At 72.5% G+C, this 26,016-nt stretch carries 23 protein-coding genes; 9 read left to right on the top strand and 14 right to left on the bottom strand.

Going from position 1 to position 26,016, the window contains the following annotated elements; genetic code table 11:
- Positions 1–52 precede the first annotated feature (52 nt).
- A complete protein-coding gene (locus AMK11_RS30485) occupies positions 53–1,474 on the top strand; it encodes a helix-turn-helix domain-containing protein (protein ID WP_073731326.1) in 1,422 nt (473 codons plus the stop codon).
- A 241-nt stretch (positions 1,475–1,715) separates the two neighbouring features.
- Positions 1,716–4,928: a M20/M25/M40 family metallo-hydrolase gene (locus AMK11_RS30480; protein WP_073731325.1), complete on the top strand. Its 3,213-nt coding sequence runs from the start codon at positions 1,716–1,718 to the stop codon at positions 4,926–4,928.
- Between the two features lie 61 nt (positions 4,929–4,989).
- On the opposite strand, the gene proP is transcribed toward AMK11_RS30480, so the two are convergent.
- The gene (gene proP, locus AMK11_RS30475) at positions 4,990–6,504 is read right to left on the bottom strand and encodes a glycine betaine/L-proline transporter ProP (protein WP_073731324.1); all 1,515 of its coding nucleotides are present in this window, start codon (positions 6,502–6,504) and stop codon (positions 4,990–4,992) included.
- 153 nt (positions 6,505–6,657) lie between these two features.
- On the opposite strand from proP, the gene AMK11_RS30470 reads away from it, so the two are divergent.
- Complete coding sequence (locus AMK11_RS30470) at positions 6,658–7,113, top strand: RpiB/LacA/LacB family sugar-phosphate isomerase (protein WP_073731323.1); 456 nt, start codon at positions 6,658–6,660, stop codon at positions 7,111–7,113.
- 13 nt (positions 7,114–7,126) lie between these two features.
- Here the strand turns inward: AMK11_RS30470 and rocD are convergent, their stop codons facing one another.
- The 3 genes from rocD to AMK11_RS30455 all read right to left on the bottom strand — a co-directional run bounded on the left by rocD (position 7,127) and on the right by AMK11_RS30455 (position 9,798).
- On the bottom strand, positions 7,127–8,350 hold the full coding sequence (gene rocD, locus AMK11_RS30465; protein ID WP_073731322.1) for an ornithine--oxo-acid transaminase: 1,224 nt from the start codon (positions 8,348–8,350) through the stop codon (positions 7,127–7,129).
- On the bottom strand, positions 8,347–9,168 hold the full coding sequence (ddaH, locus tag AMK11_RS30460; protein WP_073731321.1) for a dimethylargininase: 822 nt from the start codon (positions 9,166–9,168) through the stop codon (positions 8,347–8,349). Before ddaH ends, rocD begins: the two co-directional genes overlap by 4 nt.
- Before the next feature lie 126 nt (positions 9,169–9,294).
- A complete protein-coding gene (locus tag AMK11_RS30455; protein ID WP_073731320.1) occupies positions 9,295–9,798 on the bottom strand; it encodes an Lrp/AsnC family transcriptional regulator in 504 nt (167 codons plus the stop codon).
- Positions 9,799–9,875: 77 nt separating this feature from the next.
- Here AMK11_RS30455 and AMK11_RS30450 point away from each other — a divergent pair, with 77 nt between their 5' ends.
- Genes AMK11_RS30450 through AMK11_RS30435 form a run of 4 tightly spaced genes read left to right on the top strand, consistent with a single transcriptional unit; the run spans position 9,876 to position 13,991 of the window.
- Positions 9,876–10,637, top strand: coding sequence for a LytR/AlgR family response regulator transcription factor (locus AMK11_RS30450; protein ID WP_073731319.1), 762 nt, complete (start codon positions 9,876–9,878; stop codon positions 10,635–10,637).
- A 3-nt stretch (positions 10,638–10,640) separates the two neighbouring features.
- Entirely contained in the window at positions 10,641–11,000 is a 360-nt protein-coding gene (locus tag AMK11_RS30445) for a hypothetical protein (RefSeq protein ID WP_073731318.1), read from the top strand.
- Between the two features lie 46 nt (positions 11,001–11,046).
- Positions 11,047–12,777, top strand: a complete 1,731-nt coding sequence (locus AMK11_RS30440; RefSeq protein WP_073731317.1) for a sodium/solute symporter — start codon at positions 11,047–11,049, stop codon at positions 12,775–12,777.
- An 8-nt stretch (positions 12,778–12,785) separates the two neighbouring features.
- Positions 12,786–13,991 carry a sensor histidine kinase gene (locus tag AMK11_RS30435; protein ID WP_073731479.1) on the top strand — a complete coding sequence of 402 codons (1,206 nt, stop codon included), beginning with the start codon at positions 12,786–12,788 and terminating at the stop codon, positions 13,989–13,991.
- Positions 13,992–14,018: 27 nt separating this feature from the next.
- Here AMK11_RS30435 and AMK11_RS37640 read toward each other — a convergent pair whose 3' ends face one another.
- The 6 genes from AMK11_RS37640 to AMK11_RS30410 all read right to left on the bottom strand — a co-directional run bounded on the left by AMK11_RS37640 (position 14,019) and on the right by AMK11_RS30410 (position 20,186).
- Positions 14,019–14,189, bottom strand: a complete 171-nt coding sequence (locus tag AMK11_RS37640; protein WP_019327487.1) for a membrane protein — start codon at positions 14,187–14,189, stop codon at positions 14,019–14,021.
- A 13-nt stretch (positions 14,190–14,202) separates the two neighbouring features.
- Entirely contained in the window at positions 14,203–15,783 is a 1,581-nt protein-coding gene (locus AMK11_RS30430; protein WP_073731316.1) for a septum formation family protein, read from the bottom strand.
- Between the two features lie 58 nt (positions 15,784–15,841).
- Positions 15,842–16,792, bottom strand: coding sequence for a cytochrome c oxidase assembly protein (locus AMK11_RS30425; RefSeq protein ID WP_073731315.1), 951 nt, complete (start codon positions 16,790–16,792; stop codon positions 15,842–15,844).
- A gap of 201 nt (positions 16,793–16,993) precedes the next feature.
- Complete coding sequence (locus AMK11_RS30420; protein ID WP_073731314.1) at positions 16,994–18,019, bottom strand: 6-phosphofructokinase; 1,026 nt, start codon at positions 18,017–18,019, stop codon at positions 16,994–16,996.
- 176 nt (positions 18,020–18,195) lie between these two features.
- The gene (locus tag AMK11_RS30415; protein WP_073731313.1) at positions 18,196–18,924 is read right to left on the bottom strand and encodes a type 1 glutamine amidotransferase; all 729 of its coding nucleotides are present in this window, start codon (positions 18,922–18,924) and stop codon (positions 18,196–18,198) included.
- 23 nt (positions 18,925–18,947) lie between these two features.
- Entirely contained in the window at positions 18,948–20,186 is a 1,239-nt protein-coding gene (locus AMK11_RS30410) for a Mur ligase family protein (protein WP_073731312.1), read from the bottom strand.
- A gap of 168 nt (positions 20,187–20,354) precedes the next feature.
- On the opposite strand from AMK11_RS30410, the gene def reads away from it, so the two are divergent.
- On the top strand, positions 20,355–20,939 hold the full coding sequence (def, locus tag AMK11_RS30405; protein ID WP_073731311.1) for a peptide deformylase: 585 nt from the start codon (positions 20,355–20,357) through the stop codon (positions 20,937–20,939).
- Here the strand turns inward: def and AMK11_RS30400 are convergent.
- Positions 20,936–21,592 (bottom strand): TetR family transcriptional regulator, encoded by a 657-nt coding sequence (locus tag AMK11_RS30400; RefSeq protein ID WP_073731310.1) that lies wholly within the window; start codon positions 21,590–21,592, stop codon positions 20,936–20,938. The two genes, def and AMK11_RS30400, sit on opposite strands and share 4 nt — an antisense overlap.
- A gap of 169 nt (positions 21,593–21,761) precedes the next feature.
- On the opposite strand from AMK11_RS30400, the gene AMK11_RS30395 reads away from it, so the two are divergent.
- Positions 21,762–22,988, top strand: coding sequence for an acyl-CoA dehydrogenase family protein (locus AMK11_RS30395; protein WP_073731309.1), 1,227 nt, complete (start codon positions 21,762–21,764; stop codon positions 22,986–22,988).
- Between the two features lie 85 nt (positions 22,989–23,073).
- Here the strand turns inward: AMK11_RS30395 and AMK11_RS30390 are convergent, their stop codons facing one another.
- Genes AMK11_RS30390 through AMK11_RS30380 form a run of 3 tightly spaced genes read right to left on the bottom strand, consistent with a single transcriptional unit; the run spans position 23,074 to position 25,984 of the window.
- Entirely contained in the window at positions 23,074–23,607 is a 534-nt protein-coding gene (locus AMK11_RS30390) for a cupin domain-containing protein (protein ID WP_073731308.1), read from the bottom strand.
- Positions 23,604–24,818 (bottom strand): cytochrome P450, encoded by a 1,215-nt coding sequence (locus AMK11_RS30385; RefSeq protein WP_073731307.1) that lies wholly within the window; start codon positions 24,816–24,818, stop codon positions 23,604–23,606. The genes AMK11_RS30390 and AMK11_RS30385 overlap by 4 nt, the downstream gene beginning before the upstream one ends.
- The gene (locus AMK11_RS30380; RefSeq protein ID WP_274535686.1) at positions 24,815–25,984 is read right to left on the bottom strand and encodes a type III polyketide synthase; all 1,170 of its coding nucleotides are present in this window, start codon (positions 25,982–25,984) and stop codon (positions 24,815–24,817) included. Before AMK11_RS30380 ends, AMK11_RS30385 begins: the two co-directional genes overlap by 4 nt.
- Positions 25,985–26,016 lie beyond the last annotated feature (32 nt).

Raw genomic sequence — 26,016 nt, 5'->3', positions numbered from 1 at the left:
CGGCGCCTCCCCTGCTCTGTGCTGACCGGTAACGACCGGGGGAGGGCGGCACATGTCCGGTGAATCGGCCGGTACCTGGGCGGAGTTCGGGCGGCGGTTGCGTTCCTTGCGCAGGGCGGCCGGGCTCACGCAACTGCAGCTCGGCCTGCGGGTGGGCTACCACCACACCGCCGTCAGCAAACTGGAGGCCGGTCTGCGGGAGCCGCCCGCCGGTCTGGTGCGCCGCCTCGACGAGGTCCTGGACACCGGCGGGGAACTGGCCGCGATCGTCGCCGCGCCGCGCGAGGCACCGCACCGGGCGGGCCGGCCCCCGGCGGACCCGGCGCTGTTCGCGCCGCTGCCCGGAGCGGACACCGCCGCGTGGCCGTGGGTGGCCGAGCCCCGGCTGTGGCCCGCCCGGCTGCCCGCCGAGGGGCTGGTGTGCCCGCTGCACGGCACAGCGGGGTGTCCGGTGCCCGGCCTGGGGGAGTTACCGGCCCTGCTGAACGGATCGGCGGTGTTGAACGGACCGGCCCTGCCGAGTGGGCCGGGGGCGTCGGGCGGGACCGGCCGGGTCGCGGACGCCGAACTGCTGCACGCGCTCACCGCCGTACTCGCGTGCCTGATCCGCGAGGCGTTCCGGCACGGGGGCCGGGTGGCCGCCGTAGAGGGACTGCTGCGGTCCCTGGCGCGCTGGGCGGACGCGGTCAACTCCACCGGCCGGCTGCCGTACGGGCAGCTGCGGCTCGCCGCGCAGTACGCCCAGGTCGCCGGCCGGCTGCGGATGGAGCGCGGCCAGAACGCCGTGGCCATGGGGTGGTTCGGCCACGGCCTGCGCTGGGCGGACGCCGTCGGGGACGCCCCGGCCCGCGCGACGCTGCTCAGTGACATGTGCACCCTGGTCCGGCTCGACGGGGACGCCGGGGCGATGCTCGGATACGCGGAGGGCATCGGCGCCGGGGAGGCACGGCGCCGGTGGGCGGCCACCCTCTCGGACCTCTACCAGGCCCGCGGGCACGCCCTGGCCGGTGACGCCGCCCAGTGCCGCCGTCACATCACCCTGGCCCGGCGCGGTTTCGCCCGGCTCGGCCGGCGCGACCACCTGGAGGCTCCCTGGCTGGCCGGAGCCGAGGGCGCGATGCGGGTCGACTCCGCGATCGGGGGCGCCCTGCGCGACCTCGCCGTGGAGACCGGCGACCGGCGGGCCGCCCGGCGCGCGGTCGACGCCGCCGCGCGGTCCCGTGCGCAGGTGCCGCCGCGGATGCGCGGCGCCCGGCTGCTGCTCACGCTGCGCCTCGCGGACTGCTGGGCCTGTGCCGGCGACCCCGGCGCGGCCGTCGCCCTCGCCTCGCCGGTGCTGGTGGAGGCGGTGCGCTCACGCGAGTCCATGGTCACCGCCGAACTGCGCGGACTGCACAGCCGGCTCACCGGACGGTGGGGCGACCTGCCGGAGGTCAGGGAGTACCGGGAGCGGCTGCTGGACGCGGGGGTGTGAGCGGCCGGTCCCCGTTGCCCCGGCCGGGACGGAACTTGCCGGAATTTGACAGGACGCGACCGCGGCCGCGGACCCGTTGCTTCCGGCGCCCGGCGGTGTGAGGGTTCCGCCCAGCCCGCGACATGACATGCAACCGTCACTCGGTCGACGGGCGCGCCACCACCACCCCGAGGCGGCGCGTTCGGCATGCCCATGGCCGGGCCGGCCCGCACGGGCCTCCCCACTCTCACAAGGAGCCATGATGCTCAGACGCACCGCGGTGGCCGGGACAGTCCTGGCCATGACCCTCGCCGGGGCGGTGGTACCGGCCTCCCTCGCCTCGGCCTCGGAGCGGTCCGCACCCCCCGCGGCCGAGTCCGCCGCCGAGCCCACCCCCGCCGCGAGAGCCGTCGCCGCCGCCGACCGGGCCGTCCGCAGCGGCCTGGACGCCCTCGTCGCGGGCGGTCCCGACGAACAGTACGACCGCCACCAGGTCACCCCCTGGGGGAAGGACCTCTACTCCGTCGCCTACGAACGCACCTACCACGGTCTGCCCGTGGTCGGCGGCGACGCCGTGGTCCTCGCCGACGGCAAGGGCAGGGTACGAGCCGTCCAGTCCGCGACCGGGGCCGCGATCGCCGCGCCCACCGACGCAAAGGTGAACGCCGAGGACGCGGTCGCCACCAGCCGTGAGCGGCTCGCCCGGGTCGAGAAGGTCGAGTCCAAGCGGCTCGTGGTCCACGTCAGGAACGACGTCCAGACCCTCGCCTGGGAGACCGTGCTCACCGGCACCACCGAGGAGAAGAAGCCCAGCCGGCTGCACGTCTTCGTGGACGCCCGCACCGGCGAGGTCGTCGACAGCTACGACGACGTGCGCGCGGGCACCGGCCACAGCGAGTGGAACGGCCCCGGCCCGCTGACCATCGACACCTCCCGCACGAGCGGCGGCTACGCGCTGCGCGACACCACCCGCCCCGGCCTCCAGTGCTCCGACTACAACGGCGGCCTGTTCACCGGCCCGGACGACGACTGGGGCAGCGGCGACGCGTCCAGCAGGGAGACCGGCTGCGTCGACGTCATGTTCGCCGCGCAGAAGCAGTCGGACATGCTCCGCGACTGGCTCGGCCGCAACGGCCACAACGGCAACGGCGGCAGCTGGCCCGTGCGCGTGGGCCTCAACCAGCTCAACGCCTACTGGGACGGCTCGACCGTCACCATCGGCCACAACACCGCCGGCGAGTGGATCGCCGGCATGGACGTCGTGGCCCACGAGTTCGGCCACGGCCTCGACTCCTACACCCCCGGCGGCGCCCGGCACGAGAGCGGCCTCGGCGAGGCGACCGGCGACATCATGGGCGCGCTGACCGAGGCGTACACCGACCAGCCGGCACCGTACGACACCCCCGACTACACCGTCGGCGAGGTGATCGACCTCCAGGGCCGCGGCCCGATCCGCAACATGTACGACCCGCGGCAGGTGAGCAACCACCCCAACTGCTACTCCGCGTCCATCCCGAACACCGAGGAGCACGCGGCCGCCGGGCCCATGAACCACTGGTTCTACCTCCTGGCCGAGGGCTCCAGCCCCGGCGGCGGCAAACCCTCCAGCCCCACCTGCGACGGCAGCGAGGTGACCGGCGTCGGCATCCAGAACGCCGGCAAGATCTTCTACGGCGGCATGCTGCTCAAGACCAGCGGCATGACCTACAAGCGGTACCGCACCGCCACCCTCACCGCGGCGAAGAACCTCGACACCTCCTGCGGCCTGTTCAACGCCACCAAGGCCGCCTGGAACGCCGTCGACGTCCCCGCGCAGAGCGGCGACCCGGCCTGCACCGCGCAGCAGACGGACTTCTCGCTGGCGCTCAGCCCGGCCACGGGCGACGTCGACGCCGGTTCCTCGGTCGAGGCCACCGTCCGCACCACCACCGTCTCCGGCAGCGCCCAGCAGGTGACGCTGACCGCCTCCGGCGCCCCGCAGGGCGTCAGCGTCGGCTTCAGCCCGTCCACGGTCACCTCGGGCGACAGCTCCACCATGCGGATCAGCGCCTCGGCGGGCACGGCCGCCGGAACGTACTCGATCACCGTCAAGGGCACGGCGGGCAGCAAGTCCCACACCGCCCAGTACACCCTCACCGTCGGCGGCGGCACCGACCCCGGCACCCCGCCCGACGTCGACGTCTCCGACGTGCAGGCGCACCTGGCGCAGTTCGGCACCATCGCCGCGCAGAACGGCGGCAACCGCCGCGCCACCGGCCCCGGGTACGACGCCTCGCTCGCCTACGTCAAGGGCAGGCTCCAGGCGGCCGGCTACACCGTCACCCAGCAGACCTGCACCTCCGGCTGCTCCGCCGGCGCCGGCGACAACCTGATCGCCGAGTGGCCGGGCGGCGACGCGAACAGCGTCCACATGTTCGGCGCCCACCTCGACGGCGTCGCGGCCGGGCCCGGCATCAACGACAACGGCTCCGGTTCCGCCGCACTCCTGGAGGCCGCGCTCACCCTGGCCCGCGAGAACCCGGACATGGAAAGTCGCGTCCGCTTCGCCTGGTGGACCGACGAGGAGCAGGGCCTGAACGGCTCCGACTTCTACACCAGGACCCTCTCCGCCACCGAGCGTTCCAGGATCAAGGCGTACTACAACTTCGACATGGTCGGCTCCGTCAACGGCGGCTACTTCATCAACAACATCAACTCGGCGGCCTCCGCACCGATGCGCGAGTACTGGACCTCCCTCGGCCTCTCCCCGCAGGAGAACGTCGAGGGACAGGGCCGCTCCGACGACTACTCCTTCCAGCGGGTCGGCATCCCCACCTCCGGCTACGCCACCGGCGCCTCGGCCCGCAAGACGGCCGCCGAGGCCGCCAAGTGGGGCGGTACCGCGGGCCGGTCCTACGACCCGTGCTACCACTCCGCCTGCGACACCACCGCCAACATCGACGCCACGGCCCTGAATCGCAGCGCGGACGGCATCGCCTACACCATCTGGAAGACCTCCGTGGGCGACACGCCCGCCCCAGCGGACGACTTCTCGATCTCCGCCGACCCGGCCTCGGGCACGGTCGACCCGGGCTCCTCCGCCACGGTCACCGTCCGCACCGCCACCACCAGCGGCGACGCCCAGAACGTGCGTCTGTCGGCGTCCGGCGCCCCGACCGGGGTGAGCGTGGACTTCACGCCGGACTCGGTCACCTCGGGGCAGTCCTCGACCGCCACCGTCGAGGTCGCCGCGGGCACGGCCGCCGGCACCTACACGCTGACCCTCACCGGCACCGGCACGGTCACCCACACCACCACGTACACCCTCACCGTGTCCGGCGACGGCGGCGGCGAGACCACCTGGCGGCTGGGAGCCACCTACGCGGCCGGTGACACGGTCACCTACGACGGCGTCCGCTACCGGTGCGTGCAGGGCCACACCGCCTACCCGGGCTGGGAGCCGCCGAACGTCCCCGCCCTGTGGCAGCGCCTGTGACGCACTGACGCACTGACGAGGCGGTGGGGGACCACGCACCCCACCGCCTCACCACGTCCGCTCAGAACTTCGGCGTCGGCGCCTGCGCCTCGACGATCTCCGCCGCCTCCTCGTCGGTCTGCACCGAGGGCGGGGACCCCTCCAGGGGCTGCTGTGCCGTCTCCTTCATGCAGGCCACCGCCACGACACCGACCAGGGCCGCGGCCATGGCGTAGTACGCGGGCATCATGTCCGAGCCGGTCACGCTGATCAGGGCGGTGATGACCAGCGGCGTGGTGCCGCCGAACAGGGAGGCCGACAGGTTGTAGCCGACCGACAGGGACCCGTACCTGACGTTGGTCGGGAACATCGCCGGGAGCGCCGCCGACATGGTGCCGAGCAGGCAGACCAGGGACAGGCCGAGCATCAGCATGCCGGCCGAGACGGCGAGCAGACTGCCCTCCTGCACCAGCACGAAGGCCGGGGCGGACAGCACGAAGAAGCCGATCATGCCGGTCATCAGCAGCGGCCTGCGGCCGAAGCGGTCGGACAGCCGGCCGATCTGGTTGATGATCAGCATCAGCAGCACCATGGTCGCGACCAGGATCATCAGGCCGTGGCTCTCGCTGTAGTGCAGCTCGTCCGACAGATAGGTCGGCATGTACGACAGCAGCATGTAGTCGGTGATGTTGTAGGCACCGACGAGCGCGATGCACAGGATCAGCATGCGCCAGTGGGTGCGGAAGATCTTCGCGAGGTCGCCCCGCGCGGTGGTCTCCACCGCGGTCGCCGCCTCCGAGATGTGGACGTTGGAGTCCTCCAGCTTCAGGAAGGCGGGCGTGTCGTCCAGCTTCAGCCGCAGGTAGATACCGACGATGCCGAGCGGCGCCGCCACCAGGAACGGGATGCGCCAGCCCCAGGCGTCCATGGTGTCGCTGCCCAGCCAGGCCGTGAGGGCGGTGACGAGGCTGGCGGCGCCGGTGTACCCGGCCAGCGTGCCCAGCTCCAGGAAGCTGCCGAAGAACCCGCGCCGCTTGTCCGGCGCGTACTCGGCGATGAAGGTGGAGGCGCCGCCGTACTCGCCGCCGGTGGAGAAGCCCTGGAGCAGGCGGAACAGGATCAGCAGGACCGGGGCCCAGAAGCCGATGGAGTCGTAGCTCGGGATGAGTCCGATGGCGGCCGTGCCGATCGCCATGAGGATCATCGTCAGCGCCAGCACCTTCTTGCGGCCGATCTTGTCGCCCATGGGCCCGAAGACCATGCCGCCGAGCGGGCGCACCAGGAACGCCACGGCGAACGTGGCGAACGAGGAGAGCAGCTGCGCCGTGTCACTCCCGGACGGGAAGAAGACGCGGCCGATGGTGCCCGCCAGATAGGCGTAGATGCCGAAGTCGAACCACTCCATGGCATTGCCGAGCGAGGCCGCCTTCACGGCTCTCTTGACCGCGGCCTCGTCCGTGACCGTGATGTCCGACCGGCGCAGTCGGGGGTTCTGCCGACGCCTGATGGCCCGGAACAGGGCCGGGTGGCGGCGGACCGCCGCGGCGTCGGATTCCTGGCCGTTCTCGTTGGGGGACGTGGCGGCCTCCCTTTCCACGTGCAGACACCCCTGGCGGGGCGCTGCTCGGTCGTACGATTCTCAGCTCGTACCCGTTCCCCCGATCATCCTGGGTATGGCCGTGACGTCAGTCATGTGGTTGGGCCGATGAGGTGAGGGGCGGCCCATCGGGGCCTGCTCTAGGCTTCGCACATGCGGATCGCCGTCTCCTCCGACATGGACGAACCCGTCGCCCGCCTCCTCGTCGAGGAGCTGCGCCGACGCGGACACCAGGTGCTGGCCCACGGCGCCCTGGAACCGGGGGCGGACCCCCAGTGGGCGGTGTGCTCCGAGCGGGCCGCGCGCGAGGTCGCCGACGGGACCGCCGACCAGGCCGTGGTGTGCTGCTGGACCGGCACGGGCGCGTCGATCGCCGCCAACAAGGTGCCGGGCGTACGGGCGGCCCTGTGCACCGACGCCTACACGGCGGACGGCGCCCGCCGCTGGAACGACGCCAACGTGCTCGCCCTCGGCCTGCGCCTGACCTCGGCGCCGCTGCTGGGGGAGATCCTCGACGCCTGGTTCGCGGGCGCGCCCAGCGAGGACGCCGAGGACCGGGGCAACGTGACGCACGTGGAGCGGCTCGACCGGGGCCGAACCGCTCCGTGACTCCCGCGCGCCCTCAGGACGTCAGGACCTTCTCCAGGGTCTTGAGCGCGCCCTCCAGCTCCTCACCCGTGATCGTCAGCGGCGGGGCCAGCCGGATCGTCGAGCCGTGCGTGTCCTTGACGAGGATCCCCTCGCGCATCAGCCGCTCGCTGACCTCGCGGCCGGTGCCGAGCGCCGGGTCGACGTCGACGCCCGCCCACAGCCCCCGCGCCCGGAAGCCGACCACGCCCCTGCCGACCAGGGCCGCCAGGCCCTCGCGCAGCACCGCGCCCAGCTCCGTCGCCCGGCGCTGGAACTCGCCCGTCTCCAGCAGTTCCACCACCGCCGTGCCCACCGCGGCCGCCAGCGGGTTGCCGCCGAACGTCGAGCCGTGCTCACCCGGACGCAGCACCCCCAGCACCTCCCGGCTGCCGACCACCGCCGACACCGGCACGATGCCGCCGCCCAGCGCCTTGCCGAGCAGCACCACGTCCGGCACCACCGACTCGTGCTCGACGGCGAGGGTGCGCCCCGTGCGGCCCAGCCCCGACTGGATCTCGTCCGCGACGAACAGGCACCCGGCCCGGCGGGTCAGCTCCCGCACGCCCGCCAGGTAGCCGTCGTGCGGGATGTTCACCCCCGCCTCGCCCTGGATCGGCTCGATCAGCACCGCCGCCGTCGTCCCGTCGACCGCCGCCTCCAGCGCCGCCAGGTCGTTGTACGGGACGACCGTGAAACCGGGGGTGAAGGGGCCGAAGCCGGCGCGGGCCGTCTCGTCCGTCGAGAAGCTGACGATCGTCGTCGTACGGCCGTGGAAGTTGTCCGCCGCGACCACGATCGTCGCCCGGTCGGCCGGGACGCCCTTGACGTCGTAGGCCCACTTGCGGGCCACCTTGATGCCGCTCTCCACGGCCTCCGCGCCGGTGTTCATCGGCAGCACCATGTCCGTGCCGGTCAGCGCGGCCAGCCGCTCGGCGAAGCCCGCCAGCCGGTCGTTGTGGAAGGCGCGGGAGGTGAGGGTGAGCCGGTCCAGCTGACGGTGGGCGGCGTCGGTCAGCGCCGGGTGGCGGTGGCCGAAGTTGAGCGCCGAGTAGCCGGCCAGCATGTCCAGGTAGCGGCGGCCCTCCACGTCCTCGACCCAGGCGCCCTCCGCGCGGGCCACGACGACGGGCAGCGGGTGGTAGTTGTGCGCGAGGACGGGCTCCTCGGCGCGGATCAGCTCCTCGGAGCCGCGGGTGGTGCGGGCGGGTGCGGTCATGAGCGGGCCTCCCGGATCTCCTGGGTGCAGCACTTGATGCCGCCACCGGCCTTGTGGAACTCGGACAGGTCGACGGGGACGGGGACGTAGCCGCGGCCGCTGAGCCGGTCGGCGAGTTCCCCCGCCCCGGGGGCGATGAACACGTTGCGTCCGTCACAGACGGAGTTCAGCCCGAACGCCAGGGCGTCCTCGCGGGTGGCGATCACCGCGTCCGGGTACAGCCGCTCCAGCACCTCACGGCTGCCGGGCGAGAAGGCCCCCGGGTAGTACGCCACGTTCTCGTCGTCGAGGACGAACAGCGCCGTGTCCAGGTGGTAGAAGTACGGGTCCACCAGCGTCAGCGAGATCACCGGCACGCCGAAGAACTCCTGCGCCTCGCGGTGCGCCTCGGGCGTCGTGCGAAAGCCCGTGCCGGCCAGGAGCCACCGCCCGGCCGGGACCAGGTCCCCCTCGCCCTCGCAGACCGCCTCCGGATGCTGGACCTCGAAGCCCTCCGTCTTGAACCACGCCTCGTAGGCCACGGACTCGCCCCGGCGCTCGGGCGCGTGGAAGCGGGAGCCGAAGACCCGGCCCTCGACGACGACCGCGCAGTTCGCGGCGAAGACCATGTCGGGCAGGCCCGGCACCGGCGCCACCGTGTCGACGGTGTGGCCGTGGGCCCGGTAGGCGTCGACCAGCGCCTGCCACTGGTCCAGGGCGCGGATGACGTCGACCGGCCGGCCGGTGCTCATCCACGGGTTGATCGCGTACTGCACGGCGAAGTGCCTGGGTTCGCAGACCACGAAGCGCCGCCGGCGCGGCACACGGTTCTCGGGCACAGAGGGGTACCTCCGCTTCCTCACGGTGTGTGACTGGGGGTTGACACCACGGTAGGAAGCGGCGACCGCGCCCGACAAGCGACGAAGGCTGCGTGTCCGCGCACCATCGCTGCGTTGTTCACCAGGTCAGCGCACGTCTGCTGCGCCCTCCGGGGCGAGGAGGCCGGCTCCCGCCTCCGGACTGTCCGGGATCAGGTGGGACAGCACCATCACGCTGATCGTCTTGCGGATGAACGGCTCCGCACGGATGCGCTCCAGCACCTCCTCGAAGTGCTCCACGTCCCGCGCCCGCACGTGCAGCAGCGCGTCCGCGCCGCCCGTCACCGTCATCGCCGCAGTGATCTCGGGATAGCCGCGCACCACCTCCGCCAGCCGCCGCGGCGGGGCCGCCCCCTCGCAGTACACCTCCACGTACGCCTCGGTGCGCCAGCCCAGCGCCGAGGGCCGCACCGTCGCCGTGAACCCGGTGATCACGCCGGTCTCGCGCAGCCGGTCCACCCGGCGCTTGACCGCCGTCGAGGACAGACCGACCTCCGCGCCGATCTCGGCGAAGGACGTCCTGGCGTTGGCCATCAGGGCGGTGACGATCTTCCGGTCGAGTTCGTCGAACGGGCTGGGCCTGCTGTTCATGCGGGCACTGTATCCAGCGGATACGTCCACGTCGGGGGCGTGTTCAGGCGTACGGATTACTCCTACACTCCACCTTCATGCTGCGCGCCCTGGCTGTCGACGACGAACGCCCCACGCTCGAGGAACTCGTGTACCTGCTGAACGCCGATCCCCGCATCGGCACGGCGGAGGGCGCGGGCGACGCGACCGAGGCGCTGCGCCGCATCAACCGGGCCCTGGAGTCGGGCCCCGACGGGCCGGACGCCATCGACGTCGTCTTCCTCGACATCCAGATGCCCGGCCTCGACGGACTGGACCTCGCCCGGCTGCTGACCGGGTTCGCGCGGCCGCCGCTGGTCGTGTTCGTCACCGCGCACGAGGACTTCGCCGTCCAGGCCTTCGACCTCAAGGCCGTCGACTACGTGCTCAAACCCGTCCGCAGGGAACGGCTGGCGGAAGCGGTCCGCAGGGCCGCCGAACGGCGTGGCACCGAAGCCTCCCCGGCCCCCCGCATACCCGTGCACGAACCCGACCCCGACCACGTCACCGTGGAGCTCGGCGGCGTCACCCGCTTCGTCCCCGTCGACGACATCACCCATGTCGAGGCCCAGGGCGACTACGCCCGCCTGCACACCGACAAGGGCAGCCACCTCGTCCGCATCCCCCTGTCCACCCTGGAGGAACGCTGGCGCGCCCGCGGCTTCGTCCGCATCCACCGCCGCCACCTCGTCGCCCTGCGCCACATCGGGGAACTCCGCCTGGACGCCGGCAGCGTCAGCGTCCTGGTCGGCACCGAGGAACTCCAGGTCAGCCGCCGCCACGCCCGCGAACTGCGGGACCTGCTCATGCGGAGGCCGTGAACCGTGCCCCAGGACCCCACCGAGCGACGCGTCACCGTCACCGGCCCGCCCAGACGCACCAAACGGGCCTCCGGCTACTACCGGCCCCGCACCGAGATCGACGAGCAGACCACCCTCGGCCACACCTACGTCCGCTCCCTCATGCGCAGCCAGCTGCGCGCCGGTCTCGCCGCCCTCGCGGTCCTCGGCCTCCTGGTCGGGCCGCTGCCGCTGCTGTTCGCGGCGATGCCCGACGCCCGCCTCCTGGAGTGGGCCGTCCTCGGCTTCGGCCTGTACGCCCCGCTGGTCCTCCTCGCCCGCTGGTACGTGCGCCGCGCCGAGCGCAACGAACGCGACTTCGTGCGCCTGGTCGAGGACCGATGACCCCGCCGGACCAGGCCCTGAAGGCACCGAAGGCATTGAAGGCACCGTGAACTCCAGCTACGCCATACCCGCCGTCGCCCTCGTCGTCGTGGCCACCGTCCTCGTCGGCGCCTTCGGCCTGCGCATCTCCCGCACCACCTCCGACTTCTACGTCGCCTCCCGCACCGTCGGCCCCCGTCTGAACGCCGCCGCCATCAGCGGCGAGTACCTCTCCGCCGCGTCCTTCCTCGGCATCGCCGGCCTGGTCCTCGTCCAGGGGCCCGACATGCTCTGGTACCCGGTCGGCTACACCGCCGGCTACCTGGTCCTGCTCCTGTTCGTCGCCGCCCCGCTGCGCCGCTCCGGCGCCTACACGCTGCCCGACTTCGCCGAGGCCCGGCTCGCCTCCCAGGGGGTACGGCGGCTGGCGGGGGCCTTCGTCGTCGGCGTCGGCTGGCTGTACCTGCTGCCCCAGCTCCAGGGCGCCGGCCTGACCCTCACCGTGCTCAGCGGGGCGCCCGACTGGCTCGGCGGGGTGATCGTCGCCGTCGTCGTCACCGCCATCGTCGCGGCCGGCGGCATGCGCAGCATCACCTTCGTCCAGGCCTTCCAGTACTGGCTCAAGCTCACCGCCCTCCTGGTCCCCGCCCTCTTCCTGGTGCTGGCCTGGCAGGGTGACGGCGCTCCCGGCCGCCCGTTCGAGGAACCCGCCACCTTCCGCGAGCAGCGCTCGGTACGGGTCGACGACACCCTCACCCTCAAGCTGGAGCGGCCGCTCACCGTCACCGTCGACGGCACCGTGGACGGCCGCGCCCACGACGGCACCCGCGTCGACCTGCCCACGGGCACCCACCGCATCGAGGCCGGCACCCGCCTCACCTTCGCCGAGAACGCCGCCGTCCCGGCTGCCGGACGCGGTGCCGACGACGCCCTGTCGCCGTCGCGGGCCGAGAGCCGCACCGAACGCCCGCTGTACGCCACGTACGGCCTGATCCTCGCCACCTTCCTGGGCACCATGGGCCTGCCGCACGTCGTGGTCCGCTTCTACACCAGCCCGCACGGCGTCGCCGCCCGCCGCACCACCGTCGCCGTCCTCGGCCTGATCGGCGCCTTCTACCTGTTGCCGCCCGTCTACGGCGCACTCGGCCGCATGTACGCCCCCGAGCTGACCCTCACCGGCGACGCGGACGCCGCCGTCCTGCTGCTGCCCGAACGGGTGATCGGGGGAGTGGGCGGCGACCTGCTGGGCGCGCTGGTGGCGGGCGGCGCCTTCGCCGCGTTCCTGTCCACCGCGTCCGGGCTGACCATGGCGATCGCCGGCGTCCTCACCCAGGACGTGCTGCCGTCCCGGGCGGTACGGCACTTCCGGCTCGGCACCGTCCTCGCCATGGCGGTGCCGCTGGCGGCGAGCGCCCTGGTCGGCGGGCTGCCGATCGCCGACGCGGTCGGCCTCGCCTTCGCGGTGTCCGCCTCGTCCTTCTGCCCGCTGCTGGTCCTCGGCATCTGGTGGCGGCGGCTGACCCCGCCCGGCGCGGCGGCCGGGATGCTGGTGGGCGGCGGCTCCGCGCTGCTCGCCGTCGCCGCCACGATGGGCGGCTTCCCGGACGGCGACGGTGCGCTGCACGCGCTGCTGGCCTGGCCCGCGCTCTGGTCGGTGCCGCTGGGCTTCCTCACCATGGTGCTGGTCTCGCTGGCCACCCCGGCGCGGGTGCCGGCCGGTACGGCGGCGATCCTGGCCCGCTTCCACCTGCCGGAGGAGCTGCGCGCGGACGAACTGCGCAAGGAGGTGTCCCCGTGAGCGGCTCCGTGAGCGGTTTCCTGGCCGGCCTGGCCGTCGCCGTGCTGCCCCTGCTGGCCGCGGGCTTCTGGCTGGGGCGCCGCACGGCCCGCCCGCAGAACCTGGGCGGACTCGGCACCCCGGTCGAGCACGCCACCTTCCAGACCCTGCACACCGCCTCCCTGGCCACGCCCCCGCTCAGGGCCGGTCTGACCGAGGAGACGGCCGGCAAGTCCGCCCGCAAGCTGCGCTCGCTGCTCGGCACGGACGCGCTGTGCCTGACCGACCTCAAGGAGGTCCTGGTCTGGGACGGCGCGGGCGCCCACCACCGCACCGAGATCATGGAACGCCTCGCCGGTCCGCTGGAGACCGGCCGCGGCGAGGCGTTCCCGCTCACCTGCGACACCCCCGACTGCGCGGTGCGCTGGGCGGTCGTCGCCCCGCTCACCGTCGACGACCGCGTCCACGGCGCCCTGGTCGCCTGTGCGCCCCGCGAGTCGGCCGTGCTGGTCCGGGCGGCCGGCGAGGTCGCCCGCTGGGTCTCCGTCCAGCTGGAGCTGGCCGACCTCGACCAGTCCCGCACCCGGCTCATCGAGGCCGAGATCAAGGCCCTGCGCGCCCAGATCTCCCCGCACTTCATCTTCAACTCGCTCGCGGTGATCGCGTCCTTCGTCCGCACCGACCCCGAGCGCGCCCGCGAGCTGCTGCTGGAGTTCGCCGACTTCACCCGGTACTCGTTCCGCCGGCACGGCGACTTCACCACCCTCGCCGACGAGCTGCACGCCATCGACCACTACCTGGCGCTGGTGCGGGCCCGCTTCGGCGACCGCCTGGCCGTCACCCTCCAGGTCGCCCCCGAGGTGCTGCCGGTCGCCCTGCCCTTCCTCTGCCTCCAGCCGCTCGTCGAGAACGCCGTCAAACACGGCCTGGAGGGCAAGTCCGACCGCTGCCGCATCCAGATCACCGCGCAGGACGCGGGTGCCGAGGCCCTGGTCGTCATCGAGGACGACGGCGCCGGCATGGACCCCGGCCTGCTGCGCCGCATCCTGGCGCGCGAGGTCAGCCCCTCGGGCGGCATCGGGCTGTCCAACGTCGACGACCGTCTCCGCCAGGTCTACGGGGACGACCACGGCCTCGTCATCGAGACGGCCGTCGGCGCGGGCATGAAGATCACCGTCCGGCTGCCGAAATACCAGCCGGGCGTGCACTCGGCGGGCCGCGTCGGCCGCGAGTGAGACAACGCGTACGCCCCCGCGCGGGGCTCAGGCGCTGCGCGTGGCGACCATCCCCACGGTGATCAGCCCCAGCACGACCCAGCCGAACCACAGCCAGCCGTTGCTCCCGAGCGCCACCGTGTAGGCCGTCACCGCGACCAGGCCTCCGATGGTGAGCGCCCCCATCGTCTTCGTCGAACTGTCCGTGGAACCGGGCATCGCAACACCCTCCTCATGGTCCGTTCCCCTCCATGGTGCCCCCGTTCTGCCTCCGTACGGTGCAGACGACCAGATGTGACCCGGATTTCCAGGAACCCGAGGCCGTCCGGGACCCGGCCTCGTGCAGGGAGGGGTCGAACCCGTAGTCGCGCGGCGGCACCTCCCGCGCGCACGCCTCGTCCGCCGCCGCGGGCGCCTCGGCGAGCGTGACGCCGGCGGCCAGCCGGGTGAATCCCAGCACCTGGGCGTCGTACCGGCCGCCGCAGGACACCAGCCGGACCTCCCGCGCGGAGCGCACGTCCAGACAGTCCCGGCGCCGCATGGTCGCGGTGTCGGCGAACACCGACCCGGGCTCCCGGTGCTGGCCCAGCGGCCCGTACACCGGTCCGTACGCCCCCAGCACCAGGCAGGCGGTGCGCCGCCGGGCGGTCTCGAACCCGTCCTCGACGGGTACGACCGCCACACTCCGCACCCCGGCCATCCGGCCCCGCAGCTCCCGGGTCCGCTCCTCACAGCGCGCGGGCCCCAGTTCACGGGCCTCCCCGGGGGAGGCGGCCGGCACGAACGCCATCACCTGCCCGTCGGGCGCCTCACCCCGGCAGTCCGCGTCCACGGTGAGGCGCGGGGTCCCCGCGAACCGGGTGCCGCCCGGCCAGCGGGCGCGCACGCAGTCCCCGTCCTCCAGCGGCGCCACCAGCCCCACGGCGTCGCCGTACGGCGCCCCGGTCCCGTCAGCGCCCCGGCCGGCCAGGGCGTACCAGACGCCGCCCAGGGCGAGCAGCACACCGAGCCCGCCGGCCAGGGCGGCACGCAGAGCGCGCGGACGCCGCCGCCGGTGCCCGCCCTGCGGGGCCACCGGCCCGGAGACGGGCGTGGGCGCCGCGGACCAGGGCGGCTGTGATCCGGGGTCGCTCCGCGGCCGGACGTACGTCTCGGTCTGCGGGGTGACGATCCACGCCAGTTCCGCCTCCGCCTCGGCCACCGTGACGCGGGGCGGGGGACCGGCGAGCAGCTTCTCCAGCAGCGGTCCGAGCGCACCGGCCCGCACGGGAGGCACGGGCAGGGACCGGCCGGAGGGAGCACGGCCCTCGACGGCGTGGTGGAGCGTGCGGCCCAGCGAGCGGAGGCCGTCACCGTCCAGCGGGGCGGCCGTGCCGGGGCCCGTCAGCAGAACCCGGCCGTACGGCGTCCCGGCGCGGTCCGGCGCCAGCAGGACGCCCGCCGGCTCCACGGCCCGCTCGTGCCCGGCGGCCCACGCGTCGAGCACGGCGAGCCCGATCCGGGCGCACTCGGCAGGCGCCAGCGGCCCGCTCCGGGCCACCAGCTCCGTCAGCGTGACGGCACCGGGGACGTACTCCATGACGATCCACGAGGTGCCCTCGTGCTCCACCACGTCATGGACGGTGACCATGTGCGGATGGACGCGCGCGGGCGGCAGGTCCCGGACGCCGGTGCGGGCGGCCCGCAGCGCGACCTCGCCGCCCAGCCGCTGATCGCGGGCGAGCCACACGCGGCCCGGCCCGCCGGCGCCCAGCGGGCGCAGCAGCAGAAAGCGACCGGCCACCACCTGGCCCGAAAACGCGTGACGCGTCATACCGCTCCCCCCGGGCGGTTCCCCCGACGCGCCACATGCTACTGAACGAAGCCGCCGCTCAGCCGCCGCGTGTGTTCAGTGAGGCCAGATAGGCGTTGTAGGCCTCGAGTTCCTTGTCACCGTCGCGGTCGGCGGCGCGGTCCTTGCGGCGGGCCTGCCGCTCCTCGGAGGCGTACCACTGGAACAGCAGGGCGAGCAGCACCAGCACGGACGGGACCTCGCTGAAGGCCCAGGCGATGCCGCCGGCCGCGTTCTGGTCGGACAGGGCGTCGATGCCGAGCGAGGCGGGCGGGTTCCGGAACGTCTCGACCATGGGCGAGGACGCCATCATCAGCGCGATGCCGAAGAACGCGTGGAACGGCATGCCCGCGAACAGCTCCAGCATCCGCATCACGTAGCCCGGCCGGTGCGGGCCCGGGTCCACACCCATGATCGGCCAGAAGAACACCAGCCCGACCGCGAGGAAGTGCACCATCATCCCGATGTGCCCGACCTTGGAGCCCATCAGGAAGTCGAAGAGCGGGGTGAAGTACAGCGCGTACAGGCTCGCGATGAACAGCGGAATGGTGAACGCGGGGTGCGTGATGATCCGCATGTAGCGGCTGTGCAGCAGCATCAGCAGCAGCTCGCGGAGGCCCTTGCGGCCACGGCCCGCCGTGGGCAGCGCGCGCAGGGCCAGGGTGATCGGCGCGCCGAGCAGCAGCAGGATCGGCGACACCATGCTGATGATCATGTGCTGCACCATGTGCACGCTGAACATGACCATGCCGTAGTCGTTGAGCTTGGTGCACATCATCAGCAGCACGCTCAGCACACCGGCGACGAACGACACGGTCCGGCCGACCGGCCACTTGTCCCCGCGCCGGGTCAGCCGGACGACGCCCCAGCCGTAGAGCGCCAGTCCCAGGAGACAGGCGATGAGGAAGAAGGGGTCCGCCGACCACGCGAGACCTCGCCCCAGCGTGAACGGCGGCAGATCCATCATCATGCCGTGCCCGCTGTGATCCATCCGCCGGCTCCTGTTTCGTGGGGGTTGAGCGCGGTTGAACGCCGCTTGTCCGAAGCCAAGCGTAGAACTGCCCCCGGCCGCACTTGTGACCGGGGGCGGTGAAGCGCGCCCCTAAGGGGCGCGGGGCTGTATCGATGTGCGGCTCCGCCGCGTAGGCGCGAGCAACCACGTACCAGCCGCGGACGGCGTACTACAGCAACCTCAAAGAACGCACTCCGCTTCCGCGTACCGCGCATCCGGCACCGTCTTGAGAGACTCCACCGCCTCGGCCAAGGGAACCATCCTGATGTCCGTCCCCCGCAGCGCCGTCATCATCCCGAACTCCCCCCGGTGCACCGCCTCCACCGCGTGCCACCCGAACCGAGTCGCCAGCACCCGGTCGTACGCCGTGGGCGTCCCGCCCCGCTGCACGTGCCCGAGGATCACCGGCCGGGCCTCCTTGCCGAGCCGCTCCTCCAGCTCGATCGAGAGCTGGCGGGCGATCCCGGCGAAGCGCTCGTGGCCGTAGACGTCCTTGCCGCCCTCGTCGAAGTCCATCGTGCCGGGCTTCGGCTTGGCGCCCTCCGCGGCGACCACGATCGCGAACCGCTTGCCCGCCGAGAACCGCTCGCCGACCTTCGCGGTCAGCTCGTCGATGTCGAAGGGCCGCTCCGGGACGACGACGGCGTGCGCGCCGGCCGCCATGCCCGAGTGCAGCGCGATCCAGCCGGTGTGACGGCCCATGACCTCGACGATCAGCACCCGCTGGTGGGATTCGGCGGTGGTCTTCAGCCGGTCCAGGGCCTCGGTGGCGACGGTGACCGCCGTGTCGAAGCCGAAGGTCACGTCGGTGACAGCTATGTCGTTGTCGATGGTCTTCGGCACGCCCACGATCGGCAGGCCGTTGTCGGACAGCAGCCGGGCCGCCTTGAGCGTGCCCTCGCCGCCGATCGGGATGATCGCGTCCAGGCCCAGCTCCTCGACGTGGCCGCGGGCGCGCTCCACGCCGTCCCGCAGATGCTCGGGGCGGACCCGGGAGGAGCCGAGGATGGTGCCGCCGCGGGCGAGTATGCCGCCGACGGCGTCGAGGTCGAGCTTGAGGTAGTCGCACTCCAGGAGGCCCTTCCAGCCGTCCCGGAAACCGATGACCTCGTCGCCGTGGTCGACGACGGCACGGTGCACGACGGACCGGATGACGGCGTTCAGGCCGGGGCAGTCGCCGCCGGACGTGAGGACACCAATGCGCATAGCCCGAAATACCTTCTCAAGTGGCACGGGTCCGGACCGCGCTGTCCGGCTCGATCCCCGCCACCCTAGCGGCATCGGAGGGCGGGACCGAACCGTGCGTCCGCCTACTGGACGTGCCCGCTCACCTGTGCGGATGACGCATCAGACGGGCCGTCGCGGCAGGCTGCGGGCAGGCGTCAGGCGGGCTGCTGCGCCGCCGCGATCCGCTCGTTGCGGAGCGCCTCGTACCACCGGTCGTCGGTCGGCGGCAGCGCGTTCACGTCGAGGGCCAGCTTCAGCAGCAGGTCCGCGATCTGCGGGTTCCGAGCCAGCACCGGGCCGTGCATGTACGTGCCGAAGACCGTGTCGTTGTACGCGCCCTCCGTGCCGTCCCCGGTGCCGTTGCCGTTGCCGAAGCGGACCTGGGCGAGCGGGCGGGCGCTGGGGCCCAGGTGGGTGACGCCCTGGTGGTTCTCGAAGCCGGTCAGCGGGGGCAGGCCCAGGCGCGGGTCGATGTCGCCGAGGACGTCGCCGACGCACCGGGCGCCCTCGCCGCGCGTGGAGACCACGTCGAGCAGGCCGAGGCCCGGCTCGCGCTGGCCGAGGTCGTTGATGAACTCGTGGCCGAGGATCTGGTAGCCGGCGCACACGGAGAAGACGATCGCGCCGTTCTCCACGGCCCGGTGCAGGCCGCCGTCGCGGCGCAGCCGCTCGGCCGCGAGCCGCTGCGGGCGGTCCTCGCCGCCCCCGATGAGGTAGATGTCGCCGGAGGTCGGGATCGGCTGGTCGCTGCGCACGTCGAGCCGGGCCACGTCGAGGCCGCGCTGCCGCGCCCGGCGCTCCACGACCAGGGCGTTGCCCTGGTCGCCGTACGTGCTGAGCAGATCCGGGTAGATCCAGACGATCCGCAGTTGGTTGTCGCTCACGAAAGTCCCCTGAAATCTCGCGGTCAGTTGCCGACGCGGCGGCGCAGGTCCTGGAAGGCGGTGTAGTTCGCGATGACCTCGATGCGGCCGGGCGGGCACAGCGACACCGCCTGGTCGAGGTCCTCGCAGACCTGGAACTGCTGGTTCGCGACCTCCAGGCGCACCGCGAGGTCCAGCTTCCGGTCGCCGATCACGCAGATCGGGTGGCCGGACAGCCGGGTGTAGTCGACGTCCCACAGCCAGGAGGTGTCGGTGCCGTCGGCGCCGCGCGCGTTCACCGAGAGGATCACCGGGGCCGGCGGCGGGTCGATCAGGGAGAAGGTCTCCAGCCAGCCCGCCGGGTTCTTGGCGAGCAGCAGGCGCAGGTCGCGGCCCTGGAACTGGACGACGTCGTAGCGTCCGGCGACCGCCTGCACCTGGTACATGCGCTCCAGCGCGACCTGCGGCGGCACCCCGAAGACGGCGGCGACGGCGGCCGACGAGGCGGCGTTGGCCTTGTTGGCGCGGCCGGGCAGCTGGAGGTGGATCGGCCAGGCGGAGCCGTGCGGGTCCAGGACGTGGTCGCCGGAGAGCGCCCAGCTCGGCGTCGGGCGGCGGAAGCCGCACTCGCCGCAGAACCAGTCGTCGCCCGGACGCTGCATCACACCGCCGCAGGACGGGCAGGACCAGGCGTCGTCCTTCCACATCTGCCCGGCGGCGACCCAGATCACGTTGGGGGAGGAGGACGCGGCCCACACCACCAGCGGGTCGTCGGCGTTGGCGACGATCACGGCCTTGGAACCGGCCAGGCCCTCGCGCCAGTTCTCCGCGAGCATCCGGGTCTCGGCGGCGCGGTCGAGCTGGTCCCGGGAGAGGTTGAGCAGGGCGATGCACTTCGGCTCGGTGGCCTGGGCGACGCCCACGAGGTACTTCTCGTCGACCTCGATGACGCCGTACCGGGCCTCCGAACCGGCCGCGAGGGCCGAGGTGATGCCGGCCGGCATGTTGGCGCCGAGCGCGTTGGAGACGACGGGGCCGGCCGCCTTGAGCGCCTCGGCGATGAGCCGGGTCGTGGTGGTCTTGCCGTTGGTCGCCGAGACCAGGGTCACATCCAGGTGCCCGGCGAGCCGGTGGAGGAGGTCGGGGTCGAGTTTCAGCGCGACCCGGCCGCCGATCACCGAACCGCTGCCGCGCCCGGCGGCGCGAGACGCCGCCGCGACCGCCTTGCCCGCGGTCACGGCGATCTTGGCCCGCGGCGTGAGCGGGTCCGAGTTGCCTGCCATCAGTTCTCGATCCTCCTTGCGTACGCGCCGCGCCTTAGCCTGACCGGCCACGTGGTGGGACCTCAGCCTATCGAGATCCATTCGCACTCCCGAATCGCGGCACCGGCCACGGGGCTCCGGCGGTGGGCGCGCGCCGCCGGGGGACACAGGGACCTTACTCTTGCCGCCATGCGACACGGCTCCATCCCGGGCGCCCACGGGCGCGTCCGGCCCCTCAGTCTCCTCGGTGACCCCGTCCTGCACGCTCCCTGCGAGGAGGTGACGGACTTCGGTCCGGAACTCGCGGCGCTCGTGGAGGACTTGTTCGCCACGATGTACGCCGCCCGCGGTGTGGGGCTGGCCGCCAACCAGATCGGCGAGGGGGTCCGGGTCTTCGTCTACGACTGCCCGGACGACGAGGACGAGCGCCACCTCGGCCACGTGGTGAACCCGCGGCTGGTGGAGACCGGCGGGATGGTGGTGCGCGGGCCTGAGGGCTGCCTGTCGCTGCCGGGGCTGGAGGCCGGGACCGAGCGCCACGACGAGGCGGTGGTGGCCGGTTTCACGGTGACCGGGGAGCCGGTCACCGTGCGCGGCACGGGGTTCTTCGCGCGGTGCCTCCAGCACGAGTGCGACCACCTGGAGGGCGGCCTTTACGTCGACCGCCTCACGGGGTGGCGCAGGCGCCGGGTGCTGCGGCGGGCGGCCAGGGCGTCATGGGGTCGCGCGGGGGCGCCGGAGCGGGTGGGTGACGAGGCCAGGGACCCGGTCTAGAACCCGGGGCCGCCCGCCTTGTCCCCGGCCTCGGCGAGCCGGCCCCACAGCAGGTCGGCCAGACTGCGTACCAGCTCCGCCCGGGAACAGGGGCGTTCGCCCAGCCACCAGTCCCCGGCGGCGTGCATCATGCCGACGATCCCGTGGCCCCAGACCCGGGCCAGCTGCTGGGTGCCCGGCCCGACGTCCAGGCGCTCCTCGATGACCTGGGCCAGCTCCTCGCCCATGCGGCGCAGCAGCGGCGCCGAGTGCTTGCCGACGTCGAAGCCGGACTCGGCCTGGTCGCCCGGAGCGGTGGTGCCCTCGGCCGGATGCATCAGGAAGCGGTACACCTGCGGGCGTGCCTCGATGGCCGCCAGATAGGTGTCCAGGGTGGACTCGACGCGCCTGCGCCGCTCCGCCGGGGCGTCCAGGGCGGCCCGCAGCGAGGAGAGGAGCGCGTCGGTGTGCCGCTGCGCGAGGGCGGCGTAGAGTCCGCCCTTGTCGCCGAAGTGGCGGTAGAGGATGGGCTTGGTGATGCCGGCCTCGGCGGCGATGGCGTTCATCGAGGCCTGCGGGCCGTCGCGCAACACCACCCGGTCGGCGGCCTCCAGAAGCTCGCGCCGTCTGCGGTCGGCGGACCGCTGCTGATCGGTCCGCTGTGTGGTGTCCATGTGCTCTCCCCACCCGTGCTCGTTCGGTGACGCCTGCGCAAACTAACACCCACAGGGCGTGGGACATCGAACGGGAGGGCGACGGGTTCTCGGGAGTTGACTTTTCTTACCCGTCGGTAACAGACTCGGGTTACCGCAAGTAACATGCACGTGCGTCACTGGAGGGGACATGGCCGAGTTCACCATGGAGCTCAACGACGAACAGAAGGAGGTCCGGGACTGGCTGCACGGCTTCGCGGCCGACGTCATCCGTCCCGCGGCCGCCGAATGGGACGAGCGTGAGGAGACTCCCTGGCCGGTCATCCAGGAAGCCGCCAAGGTCGGCATCTACTCCCTCGACTTCTACGCCCAGCAGTACTTCGACCCCACCGGCCTCGGCATCCCCATGGCCATGGAGGAGCTGTTCTGGGGTGACGCCGGCATCGCCCTGTCCATCGTCGGCACCGGCCTCGCCGCCGTCGGCGTCCTCGCCAACGGCACCGAGGAGCAGATCGGCACCTGGATCCCGCAGATGTACGGCGACGCCAACGACGTCAAGGTCGCCGCCTTCTGCTCCTCCGAGCCCGACGCAGGCTCCGACGTCGCCTCCATGCGCACGCGTGCCGTGTACGACGAGGCCAAGGACGAGTGGGTCCTCAACGGCACCAAGACCTGGGCGACCAACGGCGGCATCGCCAACGTCCACGTCGTCGTCGCGGTCGTCGACCCGGACCTGGGCTCCAAGGGCCACGCCTCGTTCATCGTGCCGCCGAGCACGCCGGGTCTTTCCCAGGGCCAGAAGTTCAAGAAGCACGGCATCCGCGCCTCGCACACCGCCGAGGTCGTCCTCGACAACGTGCGCGTGCCCGGCTCCTGCCTGCTCGGCGGCAAGGAGAAGCTGGACGCCCGCCTCGCCCGTGCCCGGGAGAAGGCCAAGAAGGGCGGCGAGCGCGTGAAGAACGCGGCGATGGCCACCTTCGAGGCGTCCCGTCCGGCGGTCGGCGCGATGGCGGTGGGCACCGCGCGCGCCGCGTACGAGGTGGCGCTGGAGTACGCGCAGACGCGGGAGCAGTTCGGACGCCCGATCATCGACAACCAGGGCGTCGCCTTCCAGCTCGCCGACATGCGCACGTCCATCGACGCGGCGCGGCTGCTGGTGTGGCGGGCGTCCTGGATGGCGATCAACGGCAAGCCGTTCACGGCGGCCGAGGGATCGATGTCCAAGCTGTTCGCGAGCGAGACGGCGAAGAAGGTCACCGCCCAGGCGGTGCAGATCCTGGGCGGCAACGGGTACACGCGGGAGTATCCGGTGGAGCGGATGCACCGGGACTCGGCGATCTACACGATCTTCGAGGGGACGAGTGAGATTCAGCGGTTGGTGATTGCGCGGACGCTTGCGGGGATGCCGATTCGTTGAGCGCGATCGTGGGTTCCGTGCGGCGCCGGGTGCGGGTTCGTCGTGGCTGATCGCGCAGTTCCCCGCGCCCCTGAGGCCGGGACGCTCACCGGTGCTTCAAAGGTGTGAGCTGTTCGATGTCGTAGCGCTTCCTCAGCGCCTCGATTGCCTCATGGTCCGGCGGGCCCCCGTTCGCGAGGATCTCCAGCAGTTCCTCGAAGTAGCGTTCGTGGTCCGGGGGCGGGCTGGCCTGGAAGAACATCTTGGCCGGCTCGCCCGTCGGGTTCGCGAAGGCGTGGGGGCACCCGGGCGGTACGACGATGACCGTGCCCGGCGTGGCCCGGACCACCCGGTTGCCGGAACTGGATTCCCACTTCTGCCAGTTGTCCGGCGTACGGACGCGCGGCTCGAAGGCGAGCACGTCCAGCTCGCCCTCCAGCACGTAGAACAGCTCCTCGCTGCGGGTGTGCACGTGGGCGCCGACGTCGAAGCCCGGCGGCACGATCACCTCGAAGGTCGAGGCCATGCGCGAGTGCGAACCGGTCACCTTGAAGGTCACGTGCTGGGCCGGCGCCTGTACGACCCGCCCGTGCCCCGGCGGCACCAGCAGCCCCTCGGTCGCCGCCGCGAGCCCGCTCACCAGGTCACCGGCAGGGCCTCGGGCCCGCGGATCAACGCCCCCTTCTTGAAGGGCACGTCCTCGGGCCTCACCGCGAGCTTCATGCCGGGCACCCGGTCCAGGAGGGTGTCGACCAGCAGCTCCGACTCCAGCCGGGCCAGCATGCCGCCGGGGCAGTAGTGCGGGCCGAAGCCGAAGGACACGTGCGGGTTGGGGTTGCGGGAGAAGTCGATCGCGTCGGGGTCGGGGAAGACCTCCGGGTCCCGGTTGGCCGCCAGGTACGACACGTAGACCGCGTCGCCCGCCCGGATGCGCGCCCCTCGCAGCTCCACGTCCTCCAGGGCGATCCGGGACAGCCCGACCGCGTTGCGATGGGGAATCCAGCGCAGCAGCTCGTCGATGGCCCGCGGACGGATCTCCGGCTCGGAACGCAGGCGTTCGGCCAGTTCCCGGCGGGTCAGCAGCAGGTAGAACATCTGCCCGCTGTTGTTGGTGACCGCCTCGCCGCCGATCTGGAGCAGGACCGCCAGTCCGACCGCCTCCGCCATCGTGACCTCGTCCCGGGCGACGGCGGCACCGAGAAGCGAGGTGACGTCCTCGCCGGTGCCGTCGGACCGCGCACCGATGAGGTCGGCGAAGTAGTCGTTCATCTCCTGCTTGGCCCGCTCGCTGACCTCCGCGCCGTGCGACGAGGACAGGATCAGCTGGGTCCAGGTGTGCATGCTGTGCCGGTCGGCGGCCGGGACGCCCATCAGCTCGCAGATCACCGCGATGGGGAAGGGGCTGAGGACCGCCTCGGTCAGGTCGGCCGGCGGGCCGGCCTTCAGCATGGCGTCGACGAGTTCGTCGAGCATGGAACGGGACCGGGAGCGCACCCGCTCGACGCCCCGCGCGGTGAACGCGGCGGCGACCGAGCGGCGCAGCCGGGTGTGGTCCGGCGGGTCCAGGAACCCGACCGCCCCGCGCGCCGGGATGAAGTGCGGGGCGAGCCGGGTGACCTGCCGGTCCATCACCGCCTCGCGGCCGAACCGGGGGTCGTTGGTGACCAGGCGGACGTCGTCGTGACGGGTCACCAGCCACGCCCAGCCCTCGCCGTTGGGCAGCGAGATCCGGGTGACGGGCCCCTCGCGCATCAGCTCGGTCAGGACGGGATCGAAGTCGGTGCCCGGCAGGTCGGCGGCCGGCCAGTCCCGGACCGGCGGAGCGTCCCGGTCGATCGCTTCTTCAGTCACGCTTGCCTCACGCCTTGCAACTCGTCGGAGGTCTGCTCGTCGGGGGTCTGCCAGCGACCCAGGGACATCTCCGCGGTGATGCCCGGACCGAAACCGGCCAGCAGCCCGCGCGCCCGGTCGTGGACGCCGCCTTCGTCGAAGAGCCTGCGCAGCGCGTCCAGGACGACGGCGCTGGCGATGTTCCCGTACTCGGTGAGCGTGGCCCGGCTGAACCGGAACGCGTGCGGATCGACCTTGAGGAACTTGCTGAGGTCGTCCAGAATCCGCGGCCCGCCCGCGTGCACCACGTAGAAGTCCAGGTCGGAGGCGTCCCAGCCGTGGGTGCCCGCGAGGTCCGTCAGGGCCGGCGCGAGCGGCTCCATGGTGGCCGGCACTCGCTTGTCCAGCAGGAAGTGGAAGCCGGTCGCCTTCACGTCGTACATGATCCATTCTTCGGTCTTGGGGATCAGGTACGAACCGTTGCGCTCCAGCCGGACGCCGGTGCCGCCCCGGCCGCGGACCACCGCGGCGGCGATGCCGTCGCCGAAGAGGCCGTTGGAGAGCAGGGAGCCCACGCCGATGTCGGTGGGCTGGTAGCACAGCGAGCAGAACTCGCAGGCCACGATCAGCGCGTTGGCCTCCGGATAGGCGGTGCAGAAGTCGTGCGCCCGGTTGATGGCGGCACCGCCGGCCGCACAGCCGAGCTGGGCGATGGGTATCTGCCGCGTGGTGCTCTCGAAGCCCATCTCGTTGATCAGCCACGCCGTCAGCGACGGCATCATGAAGCCCGTGCACGACACGTAGATGATCACGTCGATGTCGGTGGTGAGCAGTTCCGCGTCGTCCAGGGCCCGCTGGACCACCGCCGGGACCCGGGCCTTCGCCTCCCGCTCGTAGAGCCGGTTGCGGTCCTCGAAACCGGGATGCTTCAGGGTCTCCTCGATGGGCTGCACGATGTGCCGGGTGCGGACCCCGGTGTTCTCTATCAACCGGAGGGCCAGCGGCAGTTGGGGATGGTCGGCGTGGCGCTCGCGCGCCAGTTGCAGCGTCTCCTCCATCGTGATCACGTGCTCCGGGACGGACACCGAGGGTCTGCACAAAGTCGCCATGTACCGTGCCTGCTTTCGCCTCGCGGAAGGCTCGCGCCCCCCGGCCGGGAAGTGCCGCGCCCTTTTCGGGGCGCTCACCCACGATCACTCACGGGAGCGGCGATCTCTCG

Origin of the sequence: Streptomyces sp. CB02414 (genome assembly GCF_001905385.1) — a bacterium.
Taxonomy (GTDB): Bacteria; Actinomycetota; Actinomycetes; order Streptomycetales; family Streptomycetaceae; genus Streptomyces.
Note: the sequence above shows the minus strand (reverse complement) of the source record. Positions and strands in the feature narration are given on the sequence as shown.